Origin of the sequence: Brevundimonas diminuta 3F5N (genome assembly GCF_900163625.1) — a bacterium.
GTDB lineage: Bacteria > Pseudomonadota > Alphaproteobacteria > Caulobacterales > Caulobacteraceae > Brevundimonas > Brevundimonas diminuta_A.
The window spans coordinates 24,412-47,001 of the sequence record NZ_FUIE01000036.1 but is presented as its reverse complement, the minus strand read 5'-3'; the positions used below and the strand labels follow the sequence as shown (position 1 = coordinate 47,001).

Sequence of the window (22,590 nt, the reverse complement as noted above, 5' to 3'; positions counted from 1 at the left end):
CCAGAAATGTTCGATAAAATTCTGATCGCCAACCGAGGCGAGATCGCGGTTCGTGTCATCAAGACCTGCCGCCGCATGGGCATCAAGACGGTGGTCGTCTACTCCGACGCCGACGCCGGGTCGCTGGCGTGCGAGATGGCGGACGAGACGGTGCACATCGGGCCGTCGCCCGCCGCCCAGTCCTATCTGATCCAGGACAAGATCGTGGACGCCGTTAAGCAGACGGGGGCGCAGGCTGTGCACCCCGGTTTCGGCTTCCTGTCGGAGAACGCCAGCTTCGCGCGGCGGCTGAAGGCCGAGGGCATCGCCTTCATCGGGCCGAACCCCGAGGCGATCGACGCCATGGGCGACAAGATCACGTCCAAGAAGTTCGCCGCCGAGGCGGGCGTCTCGACCGTGCCGGGGCACATGGGCCTGATCGAAACGCCGGACGAGGCGGTGAAGATCGCGCGTGAGATCGGCTATCCGGTCATGATCAAGGCTTCGGCCGGGGGCGGGGGCAAGGGCATCCGCGTCGCCCATTCGGACGACGACATGGCCGAGGGCTTTGCCGCCGTGAAGGCCGAGGCGCTGAACGCCTTCGGCGACGACCGCGTCTTCCTCGAGAAGTTCATCGTCGACCCGCGCCACATCGAGATTCAGGTGCTGGGCGACAAGCACGGCAACGTCATTCACCTGTTCGAGCGCGAATGCTCGATCCAGCGCCGCAACCAGAAGGTCATCGAAGAGGCGCCGTCGCCCCTGCTGGACGAGGCGACCCGCGCGGCGATGGGGGCGCAGGCCGTCGCCCTGGCCAAGGCGGTGAACTATGACTCGGCGGGCACGGTCGAGTTCGTCGCCGGTCAGGACAAGAGCTTCTTCTTCCTGGAGATGAATACCCGTCTGCAGGTCGAGCATCCGGTGACGGAGCTGATCACCGGCGTCGATCTGGTCGAACAGATGATCCGCTCGGCCTGGGGCGAGCAACTGGCGATCAAGCAGGACGACCTGTCGATCAACGGCTGGGCCATCGAGAGCCGCATCTACGCCGAAGACCCCTATCGCGGCTTCCTGCCGTCGATCGGCCGTCTGGTCCGCTATGAGCAGCCGGAAGAGGGCGATCAGGGCGACTATACGGTCCGCAACGATTCCGGCGTCCGCGAGGGCGACGAGATCAGCATGTTCTACGACCCCATGATCGCCAAGCTGTGCGCCTGGGGCGAGACGCGCGACGACGCCGTGCGCGGCATGGCCCGCGCGCTGGAGGACACCCATCTGGCGGGTCTGGGCCACAATGTGCCCTTCCTGGCGGCGGTGATGGATCAGGAACGCTTCCAGTCCGGCGAACTGTCGACCAGCTACATCAAGGACGAGTTCCCCGAGGGCTTCCACGGTCTGACGCCCTCGGCCGAGCAGGTGAAGATCCTGATCGCCTCGGCCGTGGCCATGAACGAGGTTATCGCCGAACAGGACGGTGATCCCAGCGAGCGCACCGACTGGACCGTCCTGATCGACAAGACGGCCTATGAGGTCGAGGTCGGCTATGACGAGGCCGAAGACCTGATCGTCGCCATCGACGGCGAGGAGATTTCCCTTTCCGAGATCGACTGGCGGCCGGGTCTGTCGCTGTTCAAGGCGGTGCTGAACGAGGACGCCTTCACCACCGAGGTGAAGCGCGCCGCCGACGGGTTCGACATCCGCCACCGCGCGGCGCGGGCGCGGGTGCGCGTGCTGCGCCCCGACGTGGCGCATCTCTATGCCCTGCTGCCCGAGAAGCAGGCGGCGGACACGTCCAAGCTGGTGTTGTCGCCGATGCCGGGTCTGGTGGTCGACATCCCCGTGGTCGAGGGCCAGGAGGTCAAGTCCGGCGAGACCGTCGCCATCATCGAAGCCATGAAGATGCAGAACATCCTCAAGGCCGAGCGCGACGGCAAGGTGAAGGCGGTCAAGGCCAAGGCCGGCGACCCGGTCGCGGCTGACGATGTGCTGGTGGAGTTCGAGTAAATGACCGAGTTCGCCGTCCCGAACCCGCTGGAGTGGCGCGAAGCCGCCGTGAAGGCGCTGAAGGAGCGTCCGCTGGAAAGCCTCATCCACCTGGATGCGGACCAGCTGGCGACGAAGCCTCTGTATGGGACGGCGAATGGGGGCGAGCCTGTATTCGCGCCCCGGCCCTCGGATTCCGAAGGTCGGGCCTGGGACGTGCGGGCGCTGAACGAGGGCGAGGACGCTGACGCTCTGAACCGCGCCATTCTGACCGATCTGGAGAACGGGGCGGCCTCCGTCCTGATCGCCGGGCCGATCGCGGCGGACGCGGGCCGACTGGCGCGCGCGCTGGACGGGGTGGCGCTGGAGCTGGCGCCGGTGGCGCTGGACGCCGGGTTTGAGGGCGTGAAGGCGGCCGAAGCCCTGTCGGCGGTCGCCAAGGGTTCGCCCCGCGCGAAGCTGGCCTTCCACCTCGATCCGATCTCGGCCTATGCCGAGGCAGGCGGGGCGCCGGGCGACTTTGCAGCTGTTATGGCTGAGACGGCCAAGGCGGCGGCGACCCATGCCGCGACCTATCCCGAGGCGACGCTGTTCATGGCCTCGGGCCGTGCAGCGCATGAGGCGGGCGGCTCCATCGCGCAGGAGCTGGCCTTCGCCGCGTCGTCGGCTGTGGCCTATGTGAAGGCGGCCGTTGAAGCAGGTCTGTCGGCCGAGGCGGCGCTGAAGGGCGTCGTTCTGGGCGTGGCTGTGGACCAGAGCTATTTCGACTCTCTGGCCAAGATCCGTGCGCTGCGCCTGGTCTGGGCCAGTGTCACCAAGGCGTTCGGCGCCGAGGTTCCGGCGATCATCGAGGCGCGCTCGTCGCGGCGGATGCTGTCGGCGCGCGATCCGTGGCCGAACATGCTGCGCCTGACCGCCGCCGGGTTCGCAGGGGCTGTGGGCGGGGCTGACGCGGTGGTGCTGGACGGCTTCACCCGCGCGGCGGGCCTGCCGGACGACTTCGCCAAGCGTCAGGCGCGCAACACCCAGTTGATCCTGATGGAGGAATCCAACCTGGGCCGCGTGGACGATCCGGCCAGCGGTTCCTGGTATCTGGACGCCCGCACGCGCGAATTGGCCGAGGCCGCCTGGGCCGAGTTTCAGGTCTATGAGGCTGAAGGCGGCGTGATCGCCTGTCTGGAGGGCGGGGTGATCCAACCCCGCATCGCCCGCGCTCGCGACATGGCTGAAAAAGCCATCAAGGACGGCGCCGCACAGATTATCGGCGTCACCAAATTCGTCGACCCGGACGTGCGTTCCGCGCCGGTGACGCCTGCGCCCGCTGTGGCCGCCATCGGGACGTTCGAGGCGCTGGCGCCTGTCCGCTTCGCCGCCGCCTTCGAGGAGGCCGCTCAATGAACTTTCCTGATTTCTCCAAGGTCCCCCTTGATCTGCGCGCGACCGACGCCGGGCCTGAGCGCGCGCCGTGGACCACGCCCGAGGGGCTGACGGTCGAGACGGCCTATGGGCCGGAGGCGCTGGACGGGCTGGACTTCATCCACGGACTGCCGGGCTTCGCGCCCTTCGTGCGCGGGCCGTATCCGACCATGTATGCGGGCGCGCCGTGGACGATCCGCCAATATGCGGGCTTCTCGACCGCCGAGGAGTCCAACGCCTTCTATCGCCGCAACCTGGCCGCCGGTCAGAAGGGCCTGTCTGTCGCCTTCGATCTGGCCACCCACCGGGGCTATGACAGCGACCACCCGCGGGTGAAGGGCGACGTCGGCATGGCGGGCGTGGCTATCGACAGCATTCTGGACATGCGGACCCTGTTCGACGGCATCCCGCTGGACCAGATGTCGGTGTCCATGACCATGAACGGGGCGGTGCTGCCCATCCTGGCCCTCTACGTCGTGGCGGGCGAGGAGCAGGGCGTCGATCACGCCAAGCTGACCGGGACCATTCAGAACGACATTCTGAAGGAGTTCATGGTCCGCAACACCTACATCTATCCGCCCGCGCCCTCGATGCGGATCATCGCCGACATCTTCGAGTGGACGGCGAAGGAAACGCCCAAGTTCAACTCCATCTCCATCTCCGGCTATCACATGCAGGAGGCGGGGGCGTCCGCGGACATCGAACTGGCCTACACCCTGTCGGACGGCATCGAATACCTGCGCGCGGGCAAGGCGGCGGGCATGGAGATCGACCGGTTCGCACCGCGCCTGAGCTTCTTCTGGGCCATCGGCATGAACTACTTCATGGAGGTGGCCAAGATGCGCGCCGGCCGCCTGCTGTGGGCCGAGGCGGTGAAGCGGGAAGGGGGCGTCAATCCGAAGTCCCTGTCCCTGCGGACCCACTGTCAGACCTCGGGCTGGTCGCTGGCGGCGCAGGACGTGTTCAACAATGTGCCGCGCACCATGGTCGAGTGCATGGCGGCGGCGGGCGGCCAGACGCAGAGCCTGCACACCAATGCGCTGGACGAGGCCCTGGCCCTGCCGACCGACTTCTCGGCCCGGATCGCGCGCAACACGCAGATTCTGGCGCAGGCCGAGACGGGCCTGACCCGCGTCATCGACCCGTGGGGCGGCAGCTTCTACGTCGAGCGCCTGACGCAGGAGCTGGCGACAAAGGCTCGTGCCCTGATGGAAGAGGTCGAGGCCTACGGCGGCATGGCCAAGGCCATCGAGGCGGGCATCCCCAAGCTGCGGATCGAAGAGTCCGCCGCCAAGACGCAGGCCCGCATCGATACCGGCCAGCAGACGGTCGTGGGCGTGAACAAATATCTGAACCCCGTGGTCGACGACATTCCGATGCTGAAGGTCGACAACGCCGAGGTGCGCGCCCGCCAGATCGAGAAGTTGCAACGCCTGAAGGCCGAGCGGGACGAGGCGGCGACGCAGGCCGCCCTCAACGCCCTGACCGAGGGCGCGCGCGGCAATGAAAACCTGATGGAGCTGGCGGTGCGGGCGGCCCGCGCCAAGGCCACCGTTGGCGAAATCTCCGACGCGCTGGAGGCCGCCTTCGGTCGTCACATCGCCACGGTGAAGACGGTCTCGGGCGTCTATGCGAAAGAGGCCGGGAACGATCCCAAGATCGCCCGCGCCCGCGAAATGGTCGCCGCCTTCGTCGAGAACGACGGCGGCCCGCCGCGCATCCTGATCGCCAAGCTGGGGCAGGACGGCCACGACCGAGGCCAGAAGGTCGTCGCCACCGGCTATGGCGACATCGGTTTCGACGTGACGGCCGGTTCCCTGTTCCAGACGCCCGCCGAGGCGGCCAAGGATGCGGTCGAGAAGAACGCCCACGCGGTCGGCGCCTCGTCGCTGGCGGCCGGGCACCTGACGCTGGTGCCGGAGCTGAAGGCCGAACTGGCCAAGCTGGGGCGCGAGGACATCATGATCGTGGTCGGCGGCGTCATCCCGCCTGCAGATGTGCAGCCCCTGCTCGATATGGGCGCGGCGGCGGTCTATCCGCCCGGCTCGGTGATCGCCGAGACGGCTGTAGACCTGATCGAAAAGCTGAACCAGCGTCTGGGTTACGCCCAGCCGACACCTGTGGAGACGAAGAAGTGATCGGCAACCTGAACCACGTCGGCGTCGCCACGCCCTCCATCGCCGAGTCGATCAAGCTGTATCGCGACGTGCTGGGCGCAACGAAGATCGGCGAGCCGTTCGACCTGCCCGCGCAGGGCGTGAAGGTCTGCTTCATCGACACGCCGACGGCCCAGATCGAACTGATCGAGCCGTTCGACGAGACCAGCCCGATCACCGGCTTTCTGGCCAAGAACCCCAAGGGCGGACAGCACCACGTCTGCTTCGAGGTGGCCGACATCCACGCGGCCATCGCCGAAATGCGCGCCAAGGGCATGACCATTCTGGGCACGGGCGAGCCCCGCATCGGCGCGCACGGCACGCCGGTGGTGTTCCTGCATCCCAAGGAGATGGGCGGGGTGCTGATCGAACTGATGGAGACGCCGAAGGGCGATCACTAAAACACAAAGGCCCGGTCGCGAGACCGGGCCTTTTCATTGATCAGTACAGGATCTTCCGCAGGCTGATCCTGAACGTCCGGCCCAGCGGGTCGAGGTAGTCGGGCTGATAGGACAGCGGCGTTTCGCCCAGGCCGTCGCGGACCTTTAGGCGCTGGTCGAAGATGTTCTCGACGCCGACGCTGACGCGGGCGCCCTTCAGCCACGGATAGCGGGAGACCAGGTTCTCGCGCGACGACAGGTCGGCGAACAGGTTCAGGTTCACTGTCGTCAGGTCCGAGAAGCTCAGGTCATCGTCGGGCGAGGCGCCGCCGTTGATGCGGGTGGATTCCTTCCAATTGGCGTTCAGGAAGCCGCCCATACCGCTCTTGAAGGCGCCCATCTGCAACTGGACCTCGTTGCGGGACTGGCCGCCGCGCGCGCCGATGGCGGCGCCGTCCAGCAGGTCGAGCACCGGCAGGCCGTCGCGGATCGTGATCTCATCCTGGATGCGATAGGTGTGATACAGCGAGACGTTGAACCGCCCCTGACCCGGCATCATGCCGCCGCCCCGGTTGCGCCCGCCGCCTGACTGCATCCGCATTCCGCCGCCAGGGGGCGGGCCGCCCGCGTTGTGTCCTCCCGGAGGCGGGCCGCCCTCGACACGCATGACGGTCGGCGCGCCGCCGCCGGGCCCGCGCTGGCCGCCGCCGCTGCGTGCGTTCATGCGCTCCATGGCGGAGGGATCCGGCTTGCCGAAGGCGGTCGAGAAGTTCAGGCCCCAGCGAATTTCCTGCTGCTCGGCCTTCTGGAAGTTCAGCGGTCGGGCGTCGATCGACAGCAGGTTGCCGTCCAGATCGCGCGTGAAGCGCTCGGGCAGGGCGGCTTCCAGTTCCGGCGTGATGGTCGGGAAGGAGGCGATGGAGCCTTCCGTCTCGGTCCGGGTATAGTTGGCCGTGAAGCGCAGATCCTTGTCCTTCAGCGGGGTCAGGTTGACGCCGAACTTCAGGACTCGCTTGGTCTCTTCGGACAGGTTGGGGTTGCCGCCCTCGATGCGGATGATGTTGACCGACTGGCCGGTGGCGAAGTCATAGACCGGCACGTTCGGGGTCGACAGCGTCGGGTCGTTTAACTGCGACATCGACGGGGCCTTCTGCTCGTCGGCCCAGCTGGCGGTGAAGTTGACCGGCTCCCACGGCGACCAGTTCAGCCCGACCGTATATGCCGACAGGCCGCCGAAGTCGGACAGGTCTTCATAGGCCAGGTTCAGATTGGCCGACAGGTCGCCCAGCGCGCCAAACACCTCGCGGTCGCGGCTGGCGATCGGCAGGTTGAAGTTGCCCGAGGCGCTGGTCCGGTCGCGCGACAGGGAGCGTTCAGAGAAGACGCTGGCCTGCTGCTCCTCGGAGAAGCGCAGGGTCTCGGAGTCCAGCGACTGGCTGTCGAAGCCGACCTTGAAGGTGGAGGTCAGCGATCCGGCTGGACCTTCCCAGGCCGTGCCGTTGATGACGCCCTCGACGCTGGTCTTGCTGGAGATGGAGCGCGCCGTGTCGAACGGGTTGGTCGGCAACTGGCCCAGATCGCCGAACGGGTCGATGGTTCCCGCCGTCACGCCCGCCTGCAGGGCGTCGTCGTTGAGGCCCCGGCCGGTGCGAGTCTTGGTCTCGGTGCGGTCGTAGCCGCCGTTCACCGTCCAGCGCCAGTCGCCCAGATAGCCGTCGACCAGGAAGCCCATTTGGCCCGACATGGTGTCCGTCTGTCGTCCCAGGGCGCCCGGCGCATCAATATAGCGGTGCAGCAGGACGTCGCCGACGAAGGGCGAATAGGGGCTGGCCGAGGGCAGAGCTAGGCTGAGGCCCGGCAGGCCCAGGTAGGAGAAGCTGGAAGTGTCCTCCAGTTCGCCGCTGAGCGTCAGCGACATGGTCTGGTTCAGGTCGCGCACCAGGGAGCCGGAGATGGAGCTGTTCTCACGCTTGGGCGACAAGGTGCGATAGGCGGTCAGGTCGTCGGTGCGCGGCCCGACGCCGAAGTCGGACAGGGCGGCGCCGCCTGCCGCGCCCGCCCCGACCGAGGCGGTGCTCACGCTCTGGCCCAGAAGGGCCGACAGGGCGGGGTCGATCTCGCCGCCGCCGGGCGCGGTGACATTGCCCATCAGGTCGTAGGGAACGCCATCGCGGGTGATGTTGCGTTCGGTTTCGAACAGGGGGGTGTCGCGCTCGTACTCCAGGTCCAGCGTCCAACGCTGCTTGCCCGAGATGCGCAGGATGTTGCTTTCCAGGTCGGTCATGGTGCGGCCGCCCTGGTCGGGACGACGGGCGGTGGCCTGCATGGTGACGGAGCGGAAGTCGGCCTTCAGCACGAAGTTCACGACCCGCTGGTCGGCGCTGTAGCCGTAGGACAGGGCGGTTTCTTCGGGCAGGATCTCGGTGCGCTCGATGGCCTCGGGCGGGATGCCGCGAATCTCGCGGAAGCCCGAGATGCGCCGTCCGTTGACCAGGAAGACCGGCGAGCCGCCGCGCGAACTGCGCGTCACCGGCTCCAGCAGGGTCATCAGCTCTTCGATGCTGCTGGCGCCGTAGGCCTTGATCTGCTCCTCGTCGAGGGTCAGTTCGGGCTCATAGTCGCCCAGGGCCGCGCCGCGCCGGGCGGTGGTGACGGTCTCCAGCGTGCCCAGGTCATAGGCGCCGTCGTCCAGCTCTTCCTGCGGGACCGGGGTCGCCGTCTGGGCGGGCGTGGACTGCGGCGGAGCGGCGGGCGCCGCCGTGTCGGCAGGGGACAGGGAGGCGAGGGCGAACAGCAAGGCGACTGGCGACATGTCGAGTCCTAAAGGCAACCGGAAAACAGGCACGCTCGCGACCGACGCCCTGTCCCGTCGATCGCATCGACTCGATTAAAGAACGATGTGCGCCGAAAAGGGGCGCGTTCGCTCTCCCGGATTAAACTCCTGTAATACGGGGCTTAGTCCTGTCCGAACCGACAAGACTCCAACGGACGGAGGGGCGGAATCCGTCGGATCCCGCCCCTCGTTTTTTGCAACGGCGAAGAAACCTTAGAAGCGGGCGCGCACGCCCACCGTCAGGTTGCGGCCGCGCAGAGGCGCCGTCTCGGCCAGGAAGGAGGCGTGGTTGAACGCCGTCTCGTCCAGCAGATTGGTCCCACGCAGGAAGATTTGCGAGCGCACCGGCCCCAGGTCGATGTCATAGGCCACGGTGGCGTTGACCATGTTGTAGCCCGGCGTCTCGTGCTCGAAGGCGGCGATGTCGGTCTGCTTGAAGGTGCGGCTGTATTCGACGTCGCCGGACCACGGTCCCTGGAAGGCGGCCAGGCGCACGCCTGCCCGCGCCGCCGGGATGCGGGGCAGGGCGCCGCCGTCGCCCTTCAGCTCGCCCTGGACGTAGTCGCCGAACACCGTGCCCGACAGCCACGAGGTGAACTGTTGCGTCAGCTCGCCCTCGATGCCGGTGAAGGTCGCGTCGGCCTGACTGTAGCGGATCAGGCGGAAGTCCTCGAACTGGTCCAGCGTCCGGGCGAAGATGTAGTCGTCATAGATGTAGTGGTAGGCGCTGACCGAGCCGGTCAGGGCGCCTTCGGTCTTGCGCAGGGTCAGCTCGATGGAGTTGGCCGTCTCGACGTCTAAGTTGGTGTCGCCGATCTCATAGGTGTTGGTCGCCAGGTGAACGCCGTCGGCGTACAGTTCCTGGGCCGAGGGGGCGCGCTGTGAACGCGACAGCGACAGGGCGCCGGACCAGCCGGGGGTGAAGTGCCACACCGCCGCGCCCGAGATGGAGAAGGGCTTGTGCTCGGTATCCGGCAGACCGATGGCCGAGGTTTCCTGCCATTCCTGACGCAGGGCGCCTTCCAGGTGCCACAGGCCGATCTCGTACTCCTCCATCACGAACAGGCCGGTGTTCTTGGTCGTGCTGGGGGCCAGGAAGCTCTCCTCGCCGACGGCGGCGAAGTCGCTCTTGCTCAGTTGCAGGCCGACCACGCCGCGGAAGCCGGCGATCTCGCGGTGTTGGGCCTCTATGCGGCCGTCGTAGCCCTTGTTGGTGAAGGTGGTCGATACGACGCCTTCCTCCAGCTCGCTGTGTTCATAGTCGGTGTAGCCGGCGCGCAGGCGCACGTTCTCGATGCCCGGCAGCGGGTCGCGCAGTTCGCCGCGCAGGTCGACGCGGCGACTCTTCAGGCGGACCTCGGGGGCGGCGTGGTCGTGCTCGCCCTCATGTTCGTGCCCGTGATCGTCGTCGCCATGATCATGATCGTCGTGACCATGGTCGTGCCCGCCGCCGCAGTGCAGGTGGTCGCCGTGGGGGTGGCAGCCCTCATATTCGTGGCTGTGGCCGGCCAGGCCGTAGCGGCTGGTCTGTTCGGTATAGGCCGCGCCCAGATAGCCGCGCGACCCGATCCAGGAGGCGCCCAGCGTCGCGGTCGAGGTTTCGTTGTAGGAGCCGTCCAGGCGCGGCTCGTCCCAGCCGGGAACCTTGTAGTCGTCGGACTTGCGCGCCGCCGCCTCGACGCGGACGGCGAAGTTGCCGGCGCCGACCGTCAGGCCGACCACGCCCGCTTCCTCGTTGTCGACCGAGCCGCGACGGTATTCGGCCACGCCCTCGCCGCCGTTGGCCGGGACGCGGGTCGGGATCTTCTTGTCCAGCAGATTGACCGCCCCGCCGATGGCGCCGCCGCCGTAGAGCAGCGCCGCCGGGCCGCGCAGGATCTCGACGCCTTCTAGCAGCAGAGGTTCGCCGCTGACCGCGTGGTCGGGCGAGACTTCGGAGGCGTCCATCAGGCCCGCGCCCTCGCTCAGCACCTTGACGCGGGGCGAGGTCTGGCCGCGCACCACCGGGCGGCTGGCGCCGCCGCCGAAGGTGTCGGAGTTGACGCCGGGAATGCTGTTCAGGGTGTCGCCCAGGGTCGACTGGCGTCGGTGGACCAGATCGTCGCCGCTCAGCAGGGCGACGTGAGAGCCGACGTCGTCGCCCGCGCGGCCCAGGGGCAGGGCGCGCACCACGACTTCATCCACCTCATAGGCGTCGGCGGCGCGAGGGGCGTGATCATGCGGGTCGCCCTGTGACTGACGCTGCATGACGTCTTCGGCGAAGACTTCTTCCGCATAGGCTGGCGCAGCGACGCCCAGGCTGGTCAGCGCCGCCGCCCCCGCGGCGGTCAGCAGGAAGGTCCGAAATCGCATGTCACGCATCCCCGTTACAATGATGGGAGGCTTGATATGTTATAGTATATCATTACGCAAGCGCCCCCCCTGACGATTTCGTCCAAGCGGAGCCTTCACAAGCCCTCGACGTTGCAGCAGGGTCGCTGCTTCAAGGGGGCCTCCATGACCAGATCCGCCACGTTCCAGACCATCGCCATGACCGCTGCGTTCGGGTTGCTGGCTGCTGGGTGTTCTCAGGAAAAGCCAGCTGAGCCGACCTCGCCGATCGAGGCTCCAGCGGCTCAGAGCGCCGCCGCCGTCGGCTATGCCTGCGAAAGCGGCAAGACGATCGCCGTCGCCTATCCCGACGCCCAGACCGCCCGCGTGTCCTATGAAGGCAAGGACTACGTCCTGACCAACGTCGTCTCGGCCAGCGGCGCCCGCTATGCGGGGCAGGGGTTGGAATGGCACACGGCCAGCCGGGGCGAGCTGGAGAGCGGCGCGCTCAGCCGCGCTGGCCAAGGGGATCAGGCGGGCGGCGTCATCATCGAGCGTTGCAGCCGCCCGGTCGCCGCCGTGGCGCCGCCGCCGTCGGGCGCGCCGTGCGCCGCTGAAAACCTCCGCCTGACGGTGGAGGGCGGCGATGCGGGCATGGGTCATCGTCTCACCACCCTGGCGCTGCGCAATACCGGCGCCGACGCCTGCACCGTGACCGGCTATCCGTCCGTCAGCCTGCTCGACGGCGAGGGCAAGCTGCTGACCGGCGTGCGCGCGGTTCAGGCGCCGGGGAGCTACCTCGCCCAGGGCCGTGCTCCGGCGCCGGTCGAAATCCGCCCGCAGCAGGCCGCCTGGTTCGATCTGGCCTGGTCCGTCGTGCCGCATGAGGACAAGGGCGAGGCGACCTGCCCCTCGGCCAAGACGGTGCGCGTCACGGCGCCGGGCGCGGCGACGGCGATCGCCCTGCCGCTGGCCTTTACCCCCTGCGGCGGGCAGGTTGAGGTCAGTCCCCTGCGGTCCGTCGCCGACGCCTCGTCTCAGCCTGCTTCGGCGTCCGCAAACTAGGGGTTCAAACCTGCCCGAATTCAGCGTAGCGGAGCAAACATGACCCAAGATACGAACCTGGCCTTTTACGACCGCGTCTCCGCCGAACTGGCTGACATTCACGCCCAGGGGCTGACCAAGCCCGAGCGCGTCATCGCCTCCCGTCAGGGGCCGGTGATCTCCGTCAACGGCCGCGACGTGCTGAACTTCTGCGCCAACAACTATCTGGGCCTGGCGGGCGACGAGCGCGTCGCGCAGGCCGGGATCAAGGCGCAGGAAAAGTGGGGCGCGGGCACGGCCTCGGTGCGCTTCATCTGCGGCACGCTGGAAATCCACAAGGAGCTGGAGCGCGCGATCGCTGACTATCTCGGCTTTGAGGACGCCATCCTGTTCGCCGCCGCCTTTGACGCCAACGGCGGCATCTTCGAGCCGCTGTTCGGGGCCGAGGACGCCATCGTCTCGGACAGCCTGAACCACGCTTCCATCATCGACGGGGTGCGCCTGTCGAAGGCGCAACGCTATCGCTTCGCCAACTCGGACATGGCCGATCTGGAAGCCAAGCTGAAGGAGGCGCGCGCCGCCGGCGCCCGCAACATCATCATCGCGACTGACGGCGCCTTCTCGATGGACGGCTATATCGGCAAGATCGACCAGATCCGCGCCCTGGCCGACCAGTATCAGGCCCTGATCATGGTCGACGACTGCCACGCGACCGGCTTCCTGGGCGACAAGGGCAAGGGCTCGTTCGCGCATTGCGGGGTCGAGGTCGACTTCGTCACCGGCACCTTCGGCAAGGCGCTGGGCGGCGCCATGGGGGGCTTCATCTGCGCCCGGTCGAACGTGGTGGAGCTGCTGAAGCAGCGCGCGCGGCCCTATCTGTTCTCCAACGCCCTGGCGCCCGCCGTCTGCGGCTCGTCGCTGGAGGCCATCCGCATCGCCGCAGGGGATGAGGGCGACAAGCTGCGCGCTCAACTCTTCGCCAACGCCGCGCGCTTCCGTTCGGCCATGGCCGAGGCGGGCTTCGGCCTTCTGCCGGGCGAGCATCCGATCATTCCGGTCATGCTGGGCGACGCCAAGCTGGCGCAGGACATGGCGGCGCGGTTGCTGGAGCTGGGCGTCTATGTCATCGGCTTCAGCTTCCCGGTGGTGCCGCGCGGCCAGGCCCGCATCCGCACCCAGATGTCGGCGGCCCATACCTTTGAACAGATCGACGCCGCCGTCGCCGCCTTCACCCAGGCGGGCAAGGAACTGGGCGTCATCAAATAGGCGTTCGCCTGTATCGTCATGGCCGGCGACCGGCCGTGCCGGAATTAGAAAGCGTTTGAGGAAACGACATGGCTGACATGATGAAGGCCCTGGCCAAGACGAAACCGGCCGAAGGGCTGGAGCTGATCGACGCCCCCATTCCCGTCGCGGGCGATGAGGACGTGCTGATCAAGGTGCACCGCACCGCCGTCTGCGGCACCGACATCCACATCTGGAACTGGGACGAGTGGTCCCAGAAGAACGTGCCTGTGCCGATGATCACCGGCCACGAGTTCGCCGGCGAGATCGTCGCCATCGGCAAGGACGTGGATCGCCGCCTGAAGATCGGCCAGCGCGTCTCGGCCGAGGGTCACGTCATCGACCTGAACTCCGAAGCGGCCCGCGCCGGTCACTTCCACCTGGACCCCGACACGCGCGGCATCGGCGTGAACCGTCAGGGCGCCTTCGCCGAATACGTGGTGGCTCCGGCCTTCAACGTCATCGAGCTGCCGGACGACGTGCCCTATGAGATCGGTTCGATCCTGGACCCGTTCGGCAACGCCGTGCACACGGCGCAGCAGTTCGACCTGCTGGGCGAGGACGTGCTGGTCACGGGCGCCGGTCCCATCGGCATGATGGCCGCCGCCGTGGCGCGCCACGCGGGCGCCCGCACCGTGGTTCTGACCGATATCAACGACTTCCGCCTGGAACTTGCACAGAAGGTTGCGCCGGGCGTGCGCACGGTGAACACCACCAAGGAAGACCTGCGCGACGTCATGCACGAGCTGGGCCTGAAGGTCGGCTTCGATGTGGCGCTGGAGATGTCGGGTTCGCCTGTCGCCTTCAAGCAGTGCGTCGACACCCTGATCATGGGCGGCGGCATGGCCCTGCTGGGCATTCCGTCCAAGCCGATGGAGACGGACTGGGGCGCGATCATCCTGAAGGCCCTGACCATCAAGGGCGTCTATGGGCGCGAGATGTTCACCACCTGGCGCAAGATGCTGGGCCTGCTGAAGGCCGGTCTGGACCTGACGCCGCTGATCACCCACCAGATGTCCTATCAGGATTTCGAGGCGGGCTTTGAAGCCATGAAGTCCGGCAAGTCGGGCAAGGTCGTCCTGAACTGGGCCGACTGAGCCGTCGTGAATCAGGTCGGGGGCGCGATCGGCGTCCCCGGCGTCACACGCTGACCTCGCGCAGGCGGGCGCGCAGGATGTTGATCCAGTCGCGCGCTTCGTCCCCGCCCCACAGGCGCCAGGCGATATAGCCCGCCGAGGGCTTGATGGGATCGGCCCAATAGCGGCCGTGCTTGTCCACCGCGTGGCGGGCGAAATAGCTGTACATCGACTTGATATCCCGATCGCTGAGCGGCGTGCGCGCCATCAGCTGTTCGGCGCGCCTGACCCCGACCTCGGTGCCGCCGCGTCCGTGCTGTTCGCGCAGGGCCAGGCCGTCCTCGGCCGTCTCGGCGATGGCGGCGCTGGGCGTGCGCTCTTCGTCGGAGAGGATGGGGTGGTCGATCAGCATGGCGTATCCTGAGGCCGGGGTGTCGCCCCTTCTTATACGACTTGACCTGATGACGGGGGCGAGGGACGAGCGGCCATGAATTATCGTCACAGCTTTCATGCCGGAAATTTCGCTGATCTGGTCAAGCACGCCCTTGTGCTGTGGCTGTTGAAGGAGCGGCAGGCGCGAAGCGGCGCCTTGGGACCCGTCGCGGTTCTGGACACTCACGCCGGGGCGGGTCTGTATGATCTGTCGGGCGATGGGGTCCGCTCGCGCGAGGCCGAGGCCGGGGTGGCGCGGCTTATGACCGCCGAGGCGCGGCCGCCGCTGATCGAGACGCTGGCGGTCGAGGTCGCGGCGTTGAACCCGCAGGGCGGGGTGCGCTTCTATCCCGGTTCGCCGGTGCTGACGGCGCGGGCCTTGCGGGCTGAAGATTCCTATCGCGGCTTCGAGTTGAACCCGCCGGTCGAGGCGCTGTTGCGCGAGGCGCTGGCGCCCTGGCCCAACGCGACGGGCCAGGCGGGCGACGGCTATGAAGGGGCGGTGCGCGCGGCGCGGGGGCTGAAGGCGCCGCTGGTGCTGATCGATCCGCCGTTCGAGCGGCCCGACGACTATGTCCGCTCGGCCGAGACGGCGGCGGCGGTGTTGCGCGCCGATCCGACGGCCTGCGTGGCGATCTGGACGCCGCTGAAGGATCTGGAGACCTTCGACGGCTTCATCCGGCGGCTGGAGCAGGCGGGGCTGTCGCGGGTGCTGGTGGCCGAGGCGCGGCTGCGCCCATTGAACAATCCGATGAAGATGAACGGCTGCGCCATGACGGTGGTCAACGCCCCGTCGGGCGCAGAGGCGGCGGCGGCTGAGATCTGCGGCTGGACGGTTCAGGCGCTGGGCGACGCGGGCGGTCGAGCCGAGGTCTGGCGCGCGGGTTAGGCCTGGATGACCTCGCCCGGCTCGTAGAGGTGGGGTTCAAACGTCGCGATGGCCAGGATCGGCCCCATGGCGGCGACGACCTGCGGATGGCGGGTCATGGCCTTCCAGGCGTCAGCGTCGGCCCAGACGGCGTGGTTGGCCGCCACGCGACCGTTCAATCCGCGATGCAGGGTGGCCGAGACGAAGCCGGGCAGGGCGGTTTGAACCCGCACCAGATCCGCCAGGCGCTCCATTAGTTCGTCCTGATGGGGCGCATTGCACTTGAAGACATTGATCAGGACGACCAGGTCCTCAAGCGGCGCATCGGCCTGGGCGTCGGCGGAGGAAGGCATGGGCGGTTCGTCTCATTGCGTTGTCCCTTCTTCTACCGCAATCCAGCCGCTGAGGCTTCCTTCACTCCTGTCGATCAAGTGGATTTCATGACCGCCATCGCCATCCTCGAAACCGGTCGCCCGCCTGCTCATCTGGCTGAGACGTTCGGCGACTACACCGCCCAGTTCCGCGCCATGCTGGGCGAGGGCGCGACCACGCATCGCTTCGACGTTCAGGCGGGAGAGCTGCCCGAAGACCCGTCAGCCTTCGCCGGGACGATCGTCACCGGATCGGCGGCGGGCGTCTATGAGGATCTGCCGTGGATCGAGCCTCTGGCGGCCTGGCTGCGCGGGGCGCGCGGCAAGACGCGGTTGGTGGGCGTGTGCTTCGGCCACCAGATCCTGGCCCATGCCTTCGGCGGTCGGGTCGAGAAGTCCGACAAGGGCTGGGGCGTCGGCCTGCACCGCTATGACGTGCTGAGCGACGAGGCCTGGATGACGCCGGCTGCGGCGACGATCGCCATTCCGGTCTCGCACCAGGATCAGGTCGTGGCCGCGCCCGCCGATGCGCGGGTGCTGATCGCCAGCGCGTTCACCCCCTATGCGGGCCTGGCCTGGGGGCAGGACGCCATCAGCTTCCAGTGCCATCCCGAGTTCGATCCGGCCTTCGCCGCCCGCCTGACCGAGGGGCGCAGGGGGCGCATCGACGACGCCCTGGTGGACCAGGCGCACGCCACCCTGGCCGAGCCGAACGACCGGGCGGTTCTGGCCGACTGGATACGCGCCTATCTGGGCGTTTCGGCCTGAAGAACGCTCTCGGCGTGGCGCGCTTCGTCGAACGGCGCTAAGCCTTAGGCAACTTCCACAGGACTAGGGTCGTGAGGATGTCTTCCGTACGCCTCAAGACCTTCCTTCGCGCGCCCCTGATCGCGGTCGCCGTGCTGGCGACCGCTGCGCCTGCCGTGGCGAAGTCGACGCAGGGCCTGGAACTGGCCAGAGCCGTCGAGCAGCGGGCCGCCAATACGAACTTTGCGGCGCTGGAGAGCTTCGGTCTCGAGGCCATGAAGCGCCGTGATCGGGAAGGGTTGAACCGGCTGTATCATGTCGCCTGGACGGTCCTGAACCAGGGGGATTTCGACAAGGCGATCTTGTGGAACAGTCGTCTGGAGGCGCAGGCGCGCGCCCAGAATGACCAGCGCTACCTGGCGATTGCGCGTCTGAACACTCTGACCATCCTCTACGATCAGGGCGACCTGTCGGTTGAGAATGAGATGGCGCATACGGCTCGCACCACGCGCGACTGGTTCGTCATGGCCCATGCGGCCCGGTTGAGCGCCTTGGCTCTGATGGATCAGGACCGCGTCGGCGAAGGCCTGCGCCTGCTGACGACGGTCGAGGCTGAAATCCCGGTCCACGATCCCTATGCCGCCACCGCGAGAGCCGGGGTTTGGGAAGTCACCGGCATGGGCTTGATGAAGCTGAGCGATGTGGCGGGCGCAGCCGACGCCTTTCGTCGCTTCGAGATCGACGATTCCAATCCTGCATATCCGCGCCCGGATTTCGACAGCCTCTACAATCTGACGCGCATGGCGATTCAGGTCGGAGACCTGTCGAACGCCGAGCTTTACTACGCGGCCCACCATCGCCTGAGCCAGCGCGCGAACCTGGACAGCCTCGGCGCCTATGACGCCGCCTTGTGCGCCTTCGTGGCCGATGCGCGGCGGGATTCGCGCGGGGTGCTGGACTGTCTGGCGCCCCATGAGGCGTTGATCGACGGCAAGGCCTTTCTGGCGCTGGACATCCTGCCGATACGGGGCGTGGCGCGGGCGCGGTTGGGCGACCTTGCGGGCGCCCGCAGCGATCTGGAACGTCTGCGCGAACTGGCGCCTGAAGGGGCGGTCGACCCAACGGAACGCCTAGTTGAGGCCGAACTGTTGTTCAGCTCAGGCCGGTCGCGCGAGGCGTTTGAAGTCCTGCGCGAATATCAGCGGCAGCGTGACCTGCACACCGCCCAGCGTTTCAGCGCGGGGATTCACCAGGTGACGGGCGACATGCAGCAACAACTGGCCCAGCGTCGTCGCCAGTTGGAGACGGCCCGCGCCAACACCCAGCTGCAGCAGGCGGTGATCCGGGGACAGAACTGGATTCTGGCCATCAGCCTCGTCTTTGTCCTGTCGGTGCTGCTGGTGCTGGTGTGGCAGAGGCGACAGTCACGCCACCTGAAGAGGGCCCAGCTTCACGCCGAGGCGGCGAACCGGGCCAAGAGCGAATTCCTGGCCAATATGAGCCATGAGATCCGCACGCCGCTGAACGGCGTCGTGGCCATGGCCGAGGCCCTGGCTGGGCGCGACCTGCGGGAGCAGGATCGGGAGCTGGTGAACATCATCCGTTCGTCGGGCGTCACGCTGGAGCGGCTGCTGTCGGACATTCTGGATGTCGCCCGCATCGAGTCGGGCCAGTTGGCGATCGAGCCGGCGCCCTTCGACCTTGAGCAGGCGGCGCGCGACGTGGTCGCCCTGTGGGCGCCGTTGGCCCTGGACAAGGGGGTCGAGCTGCGCCTGGATTATGACGCCGCCCTGGCGCGACGGGTCGTCGGTGATGCAGTGCGGCTGCGCCAGGTGCTCACCAATCTCATCAGCAATGCGTTGAAGTTCACCCAGGCGGGGTCAGTGGCCCTGGAAGTCGACCTGCTGGAGATGGACCGCGTCCGCTTCGCCGTGGCCGACACGGGCATCGGTTTCGACGCCGAGTTCAAGTCGCGCATCTTCCATCGTTTCCAGCAGGAGGACGGCTCCATCACCCGCCGGTTCGGCGGCAGCGGGCTGGGGTTGGCCATTTCGGATGATCTGGTGCGGTTGATGGGCGGCGAGCTGGACTGCGAATCCCCGCCGGGCGAGGGCGCGCGCTTCTGGTTCGAACTGACGTTGCCGCCTGCCGAAGGAGGCGAGGACCAGATTGACGAGCCTGCCTTCACGCCCGCCGCCCTGCCGCGCGCTGATCGCTCAGTCGCGCCGCGCGTGCTGCTGGCGGACGATCATCCGGCCAACCGCAAGGTGGTTGAGGTCATGCTCGAACCGCTGGACGTCGAACTGACGACGGTCGAGGACGGAGCTCAGGCCCTGGCCGCTTTCCGCGAGGGCGGCTTCGATCTGGTGCTGATGGACATGCAGATGCCGGTCATGGACGGGCTGACCGCGACGGCTGAGATGCGCGCTCACGAGCGCCGCACAGGCGCCGAGCCGACGCCGATCCTGATGCTGACCGCCAACGCCATGAGCGAACACGTCGAGGCCAGTCATCGCGCGGGGGCCGACGGCCATCTGACCAAACCGCTCAGCGTGGCGGGCCTGACCAGGGCCGTCGCAGAGGCCCTGGACCGGACGAACGATCAGGTCTCGGCCTGAACCTCGGCCTTTAGGGCCACTTCACCACGGGCGGCATGGAGCTGAGGATCGACTCGACGTTGCCGCCGGTCTTCAGCCCGAACATGGTGCCGCGGTCATAGAGCAGGTTGAACTCGACGTAGCGGCCGCGGCGGATCAACTGCTCCTCGCGCTCCTCGGCGGTCCAGGGTTCGTGCATCCGGCGGGCGACGATGTCGCAATAGACCTTGAGGAAGGCTTCGCCGACGGTCTGGGTGAAGGCGAAGTCCCGCTCCCAGTCGCCGCTGTCGTGGTGGTCATAGAAGATGCCGCCGGTGCCGCGCGGTTCATTGCGGTGGGGCAGGAAGAAGTACTCGTCGCACCACTGCTTGTATTTGGCATGCCATGCCAGGTCGAAGGCGTCGCAGGCGCCCTTCATGGCGGCGTGGAAGTCCACAGTGTCGGGATGGTCGTCGCGACGATCGACGTCCAGCACGGGGGTCAGGTCGCCGCCGCCGCCGAACCAGGTCTTGGTCGTCGAGATCAGGCGGGTGTTCATATGGACGGCGGGCACGCGCGGGCTGACCGGGTGGCAGATCAGGCTGATGCCGGTGGCGTAGAAGCGCGGGTCTTCCTCGGCGCCCGGCACATTCTTGGCGTAGTCGGCGGGGAAGGTTCCGTGGACGGTCGAGCAGTGGACGCCGACCTTTTCGAACAGGCGGCCGCTCATCATGCCCATGACGCCGCCGCCGCCTTCCTTGCGGTCCCACGGCGTGCGGACGAAGCGGCCGGCCTCTCCGGCGAACAGTTCGGCGGGGGCGGCGTCTTCCAGCGCCTCGAAACCGGCGTGGATCTTGTCGCGCAGGGTCTCGAACCAGACGCGGGCGCGCTCGCGGCGCTCAATCATCAGGGCGGGGTCAGCTTGGATCATGAGGGCTTCAACCATGACGCGGCCTTTCTGAACAGTCCGGCGAGGTGCGCGGATGCGGGCCTGATGCCTTAGCGCGGGCGAGGAGGCCTTGATCCAGATCACAAGAGGGCTGTCGTGAGGCGGTATACGGACGGTTCCCTCAGCGTCGCGCTTGTGTCAGCGTGCGGCGCCCGCAAAGCGGCGCCGTGGGGCGACCGGGCGGGTCTGTAGTTTAGAGGGGGAAATCATGATCCGCATCGCCTTGCGCGCCAGCCTGCTGGCCGCCGTCTCCGTCGCCGTTCTGGCGGGACCGACCCTGGCTCAAACGGCTCAACCTCAAGAGGCGCGCGTGATGCAGATTCTGAAGCGCACGCCCCTGATTGATGGGCACAACGACCTGCCGTGGGCTCTGCGCCAGGGCTTCGGGAATGATCCGCACGGCGTTGATCTGAATGCGAATCTGTCGACTTCGACGCGTCTGCATACGGATATCCCGCGTCTGCGCGCCGGGGGGGTGGGCGGTCAGTTCTGGTCGGTCTATGTTCCCGCCAGCATGGCGCCGGTCGACGCCGCCAAGGCCACCTTCGAGCAGATCGACATGGTCAAGCGCATCGTCGCGGCTCACCCCGAAACCTTCGAGATCGCCACCACGGCCGACGATCTGGTCCGCATCCACCGCGCGGGCAAGATCGCCAGCCTGATCGGCATGGAGGGCGGCTATTCGATCGACGACTCCCTGGGCCTGCTGCGCGAGTTCTACGATTCGGGCGCGCGCTACATGACGCTAACCCACTCCAAGAGCACGACCTGGGCCGACAGCGGCACGGATGCGCCGAAATGGAACGGGCTGAACGCTTTCGGCGAAGACGTGGTCCGTGAGATGAACCGTCTGGGCATGATGGTCGACCTCAGCCACGTGTCCGAGGCCACCATGGTTGACGCCATCCGCGTGTCCGAGGCTCCGGTGATCTTCTCCCACTCCTCGGCGCGGGCGGTGACGGCCCATCCGCGCAACGTGCCCGATACCGTGCTGCGCCAGATGGCGGGCAACGGCGGCATCGTCATGGTGACCTTCGTGCCGGGCTTCGTCAGCGAGGCGGTGAGGGCCTCGGGCGCGGCGCGCGGCGCGGAGATGACGCGGCTGACGGCCCTCAACCCCGGCGATCCCGCTGCGGTCAAGGCGGGCATGGACGCTTGGAACGCCGCCAACCCGGCGCCCAAGGCGACGATGGAGGACGTCATCGCCCACATCCAGCACGTCCGCGACGTGGCGGGAATCGACCACGTGGGCCTGGGCGGCGACTATGACGGCGTGGACAGCCTGCCGGTCGGCCTGGAGGGCGTGGACGGCTATCCGCGCCTGCTGGCCGAACTGATGCGCCGCGGCTGGAGCGAGGCCGACATCCGCAAGATCTCGGGCGAGAACCTACTGCGCGTCATGCGCGCGGTGGAGCGCGTGGCGGCCTCGAAGAGCGCCGAGCGGCCGAGCCTGGCCAAGCTGCCGAACGACGGCGCGCCGGAGTAAGGCTCAGGCTAGGGGAGAGTCGATCAGGCCGGCTCGTCGGCAGGCGTTCTGCGCCGGACGAGCCGGTCGATTTCGAAGGTTAGCTCTTCGGGTGCGTGCCCCGAACGAAACTCTAGGAACTCGATGCCGGCGCGCCGGAGAGCTTCACGTTTCACGGCGTCGCGCGCGGCTGCCGTACCTTGGTAGTGACCTGAGCCTTGGTATTCGACCGCCGCGATAGGCAGGCCGTCCTTGGCGATGATCAGCATGTCGACCCTTTTGCTGTTCACAGCCTGGAAGGCGGCCGTATCGGCCGATCCTAGAACCTCGCCGAGAGAGACCTGAGCCATGACGCGCCAGCCGAGCGCGTGCTTAGCCAAGCCTCGCTCTACGGCGTAGAATAGGCGTGCTTCCTCTCGCGACATGAGCCGTTTGGCGTGAAACTCGGCCTTCATGACTGTCGCCAGCTGATCGGTGGCGAGGTTTCGAGGCGCGGCTACGACCTTGATTAGGGGCGTCGACGGCTTGGCTTGACGTCGCCCGTGGCGTTTCCTTGCCTGCGCCGCGCTCCACCCGATTAGAAAACCCGCCAGAAGGGCGAAGGCCAGGAGCAAGGGTAGTTGGTCAGGGGTGGTAAGCTTAAGCCACAGGGATTGCATCATCGTCTCCGACATCATGGATCGATGTTACGCGTCTATGGATTGGCGTGATTTGAACGGGT

Annotated in this window: 17 protein-coding genes; 11 read left to right on the top strand and 6 right to left on the bottom strand. The window is 67.4% G+C overall.

Annotated elements, in window-relative coordinates; all coding sequences use genetic code 11:
• Positions 1-6 precede the first annotated feature (6 nt).
• Genes FM111_RS06850 through mce form a run of 4 tightly spaced genes read left to right on the top strand, consistent with a single transcriptional unit; the run spans position 7 to position 5,935 of the window.
• Positions 7-1,983, top strand: a complete 1,977-nt coding sequence (locus FM111_RS06850) for an acetyl-CoA carboxylase biotin carboxylase subunit (protein ID WP_087140221.1) — start codon at positions 7-9, stop codon at positions 1,981-1,983.
• A complete protein-coding gene (locus FM111_RS06845) occupies positions 1,984-3,360 on the top strand; it encodes a methylmalonyl-CoA mutase family protein (protein WP_087140220.1) in 1,377 nt (458 codons plus the stop codon).
• Positions 3,357-5,516, top strand: coding sequence for a methylmalonyl-CoA mutase (gene scpA / locus FM111_RS06840; RefSeq protein WP_143276056.1), 2,160 nt, complete (start codon positions 3,357-3,359; stop codon positions 5,514-5,516). The genes FM111_RS06845 and scpA overlap by 4 nt, the downstream gene beginning before the upstream one ends.
• Positions 5,513-5,935, top strand: a complete 423-nt coding sequence (mce, locus tag FM111_RS06835) for a methylmalonyl-CoA epimerase (RefSeq protein WP_087140219.1) — start codon at positions 5,513-5,515, stop codon at positions 5,933-5,935. Before scpA ends, mce begins: the two co-directional genes overlap by 4 nt.
• Before the next feature lie 40 nt (positions 5,936-5,975).
• On the opposite strand, the gene FM111_RS06830 is transcribed toward mce, so the two are convergent.
• Both FM111_RS06830 and FM111_RS06825 read right to left on the bottom strand, forming a co-directional pair.
• On the bottom strand, positions 5,976-8,726 hold the full coding sequence (locus tag FM111_RS06830) for a TonB-dependent receptor (protein ID WP_087140218.1): 2,751 nt from the start codon (positions 8,724-8,726) through the stop codon (positions 5,976-5,978).
• Positions 8,727-8,960: 234 nt separating this feature from the next.
• A complete protein-coding gene (locus FM111_RS06825; protein WP_256968126.1) occupies positions 8,961-11,099 on the bottom strand; it encodes a TonB-dependent receptor domain-containing protein in 2,139 nt (712 codons plus the stop codon).
• 144 nt (positions 11,100-11,243) lie between these two features.
• On the opposite strand from FM111_RS06825, the gene FM111_RS06820 reads away from it, so the two are divergent.
• From FM111_RS06820 to tdh, 3 genes are all read left to right on the top strand, one after another.
• The gene (locus FM111_RS06820) at positions 11,244-12,122 is read left to right on the top strand and encodes a DUF4232 domain-containing protein (RefSeq protein WP_087140216.1); all 879 of its coding nucleotides are present in this window, start codon (positions 11,244-11,246) and stop codon (positions 12,120-12,122) included.
• A gap of 39 nt (positions 12,123-12,161) precedes the next feature.
• Entirely contained in the window at positions 12,162-13,367 is a 1,206-nt protein-coding gene (locus FM111_RS06815; protein WP_087140215.1) for a glycine C-acetyltransferase, read from the top strand.
• A 68-nt stretch (positions 13,368-13,435) separates the two neighbouring features.
• Entirely contained in the window at positions 13,436-14,482 is a 1,047-nt protein-coding gene (gene tdh / locus FM111_RS06810) for an L-threonine 3-dehydrogenase (protein WP_087140214.1), read from the top strand.
• 43 nt (positions 14,483-14,525) lie between these two features.
• Here tdh and FM111_RS06805 read toward each other — a convergent pair whose 3' ends face one another.
• Positions 14,526-14,873: a hypothetical protein gene (locus tag FM111_RS06805; RefSeq protein WP_087140213.1), complete on the bottom strand. Its 348-nt coding sequence runs from the start codon at positions 14,871-14,873 to the stop codon at positions 14,526-14,528.
• A gap of 75 nt (positions 14,874-14,948) precedes the next feature.
• On the opposite strand from FM111_RS06805, the gene rlmJ reads away from it, so the two are divergent.
• Positions 14,949-15,782: a 23S rRNA (adenine(2030)-N(6))-methyltransferase RlmJ gene (gene rlmJ / locus FM111_RS06800; protein ID WP_087140212.1), complete on the top strand. Its 834-nt coding sequence runs from the start codon at positions 14,949-14,951 to the stop codon at positions 15,780-15,782.
• On the opposite strand, the gene FM111_RS06795 is transcribed toward rlmJ, so the two are convergent.
• Positions 15,779-16,114 carry an antibiotic biosynthesis monooxygenase family protein gene (locus FM111_RS06795; protein ID WP_087140211.1) on the bottom strand — a complete coding sequence of 112 codons (336 nt, stop codon included), beginning with the start codon at positions 16,112-16,114 and terminating at the stop codon, positions 15,779-15,781. The two genes, rlmJ and FM111_RS06795, sit on opposite strands and share 4 nt — an antisense overlap.
• 87 nt (positions 16,115-16,201) lie before the next feature.
• Between FM111_RS06795 and FM111_RS06790 the strand changes: the two genes are divergently transcribed.
• Positions 16,202-16,900: a type 1 glutamine amidotransferase gene (locus FM111_RS06790; RefSeq protein ID WP_087140267.1), complete on the top strand. Its 699-nt coding sequence runs from the start codon at positions 16,202-16,204 to the stop codon at positions 16,898-16,900.
• Positions 16,901-16,977: 77 nt separating this feature from the next.
• Positions 16,978-19,497 carry a hybrid sensor histidine kinase/response regulator gene (locus tag FM111_RS06785; RefSeq protein ID WP_087140210.1) on the top strand — a complete coding sequence of 840 codons (2,520 nt, stop codon included), beginning with the start codon at positions 16,978-16,980 and terminating at the stop codon, positions 19,495-19,497.
• Positions 19,498-19,507: 10 nt separating this feature from the next.
• On the opposite strand, the gene hemF is transcribed toward FM111_RS06785, so the two are convergent.
• Positions 19,508-20,362, bottom strand: coding sequence for an oxygen-dependent coproporphyrinogen oxidase (gene hemF, locus FM111_RS06780; RefSeq protein ID WP_373407962.1), 855 nt, complete (start codon positions 20,360-20,362; stop codon positions 19,508-19,510).
• Positions 20,363-20,612: 250 nt separating this feature from the next.
• On the opposite strand from hemF, the gene FM111_RS06775 reads away from it, so the two are divergent.
• Positions 20,613-21,890, top strand: coding sequence for a dipeptidase (locus FM111_RS06775; RefSeq protein ID WP_087140208.1), 1,278 nt, complete (start codon positions 20,613-20,615; stop codon positions 21,888-21,890).
• Positions 21,891-21,913: 23 nt separating this feature from the next.
• Here the strand turns inward: FM111_RS06775 and FM111_RS06770 are convergent, their stop codons facing one another.
• Positions 21,914-22,531 carry a DUF2726 domain-containing protein gene (locus tag FM111_RS06770; RefSeq protein ID WP_179205044.1) on the bottom strand — a complete coding sequence of 206 codons (618 nt, stop codon included), beginning with the start codon at positions 22,529-22,531 and terminating at the stop codon, positions 21,914-21,916.
• Between the last annotated feature and the right edge of the window lie 59 nt (positions 22,532-22,590).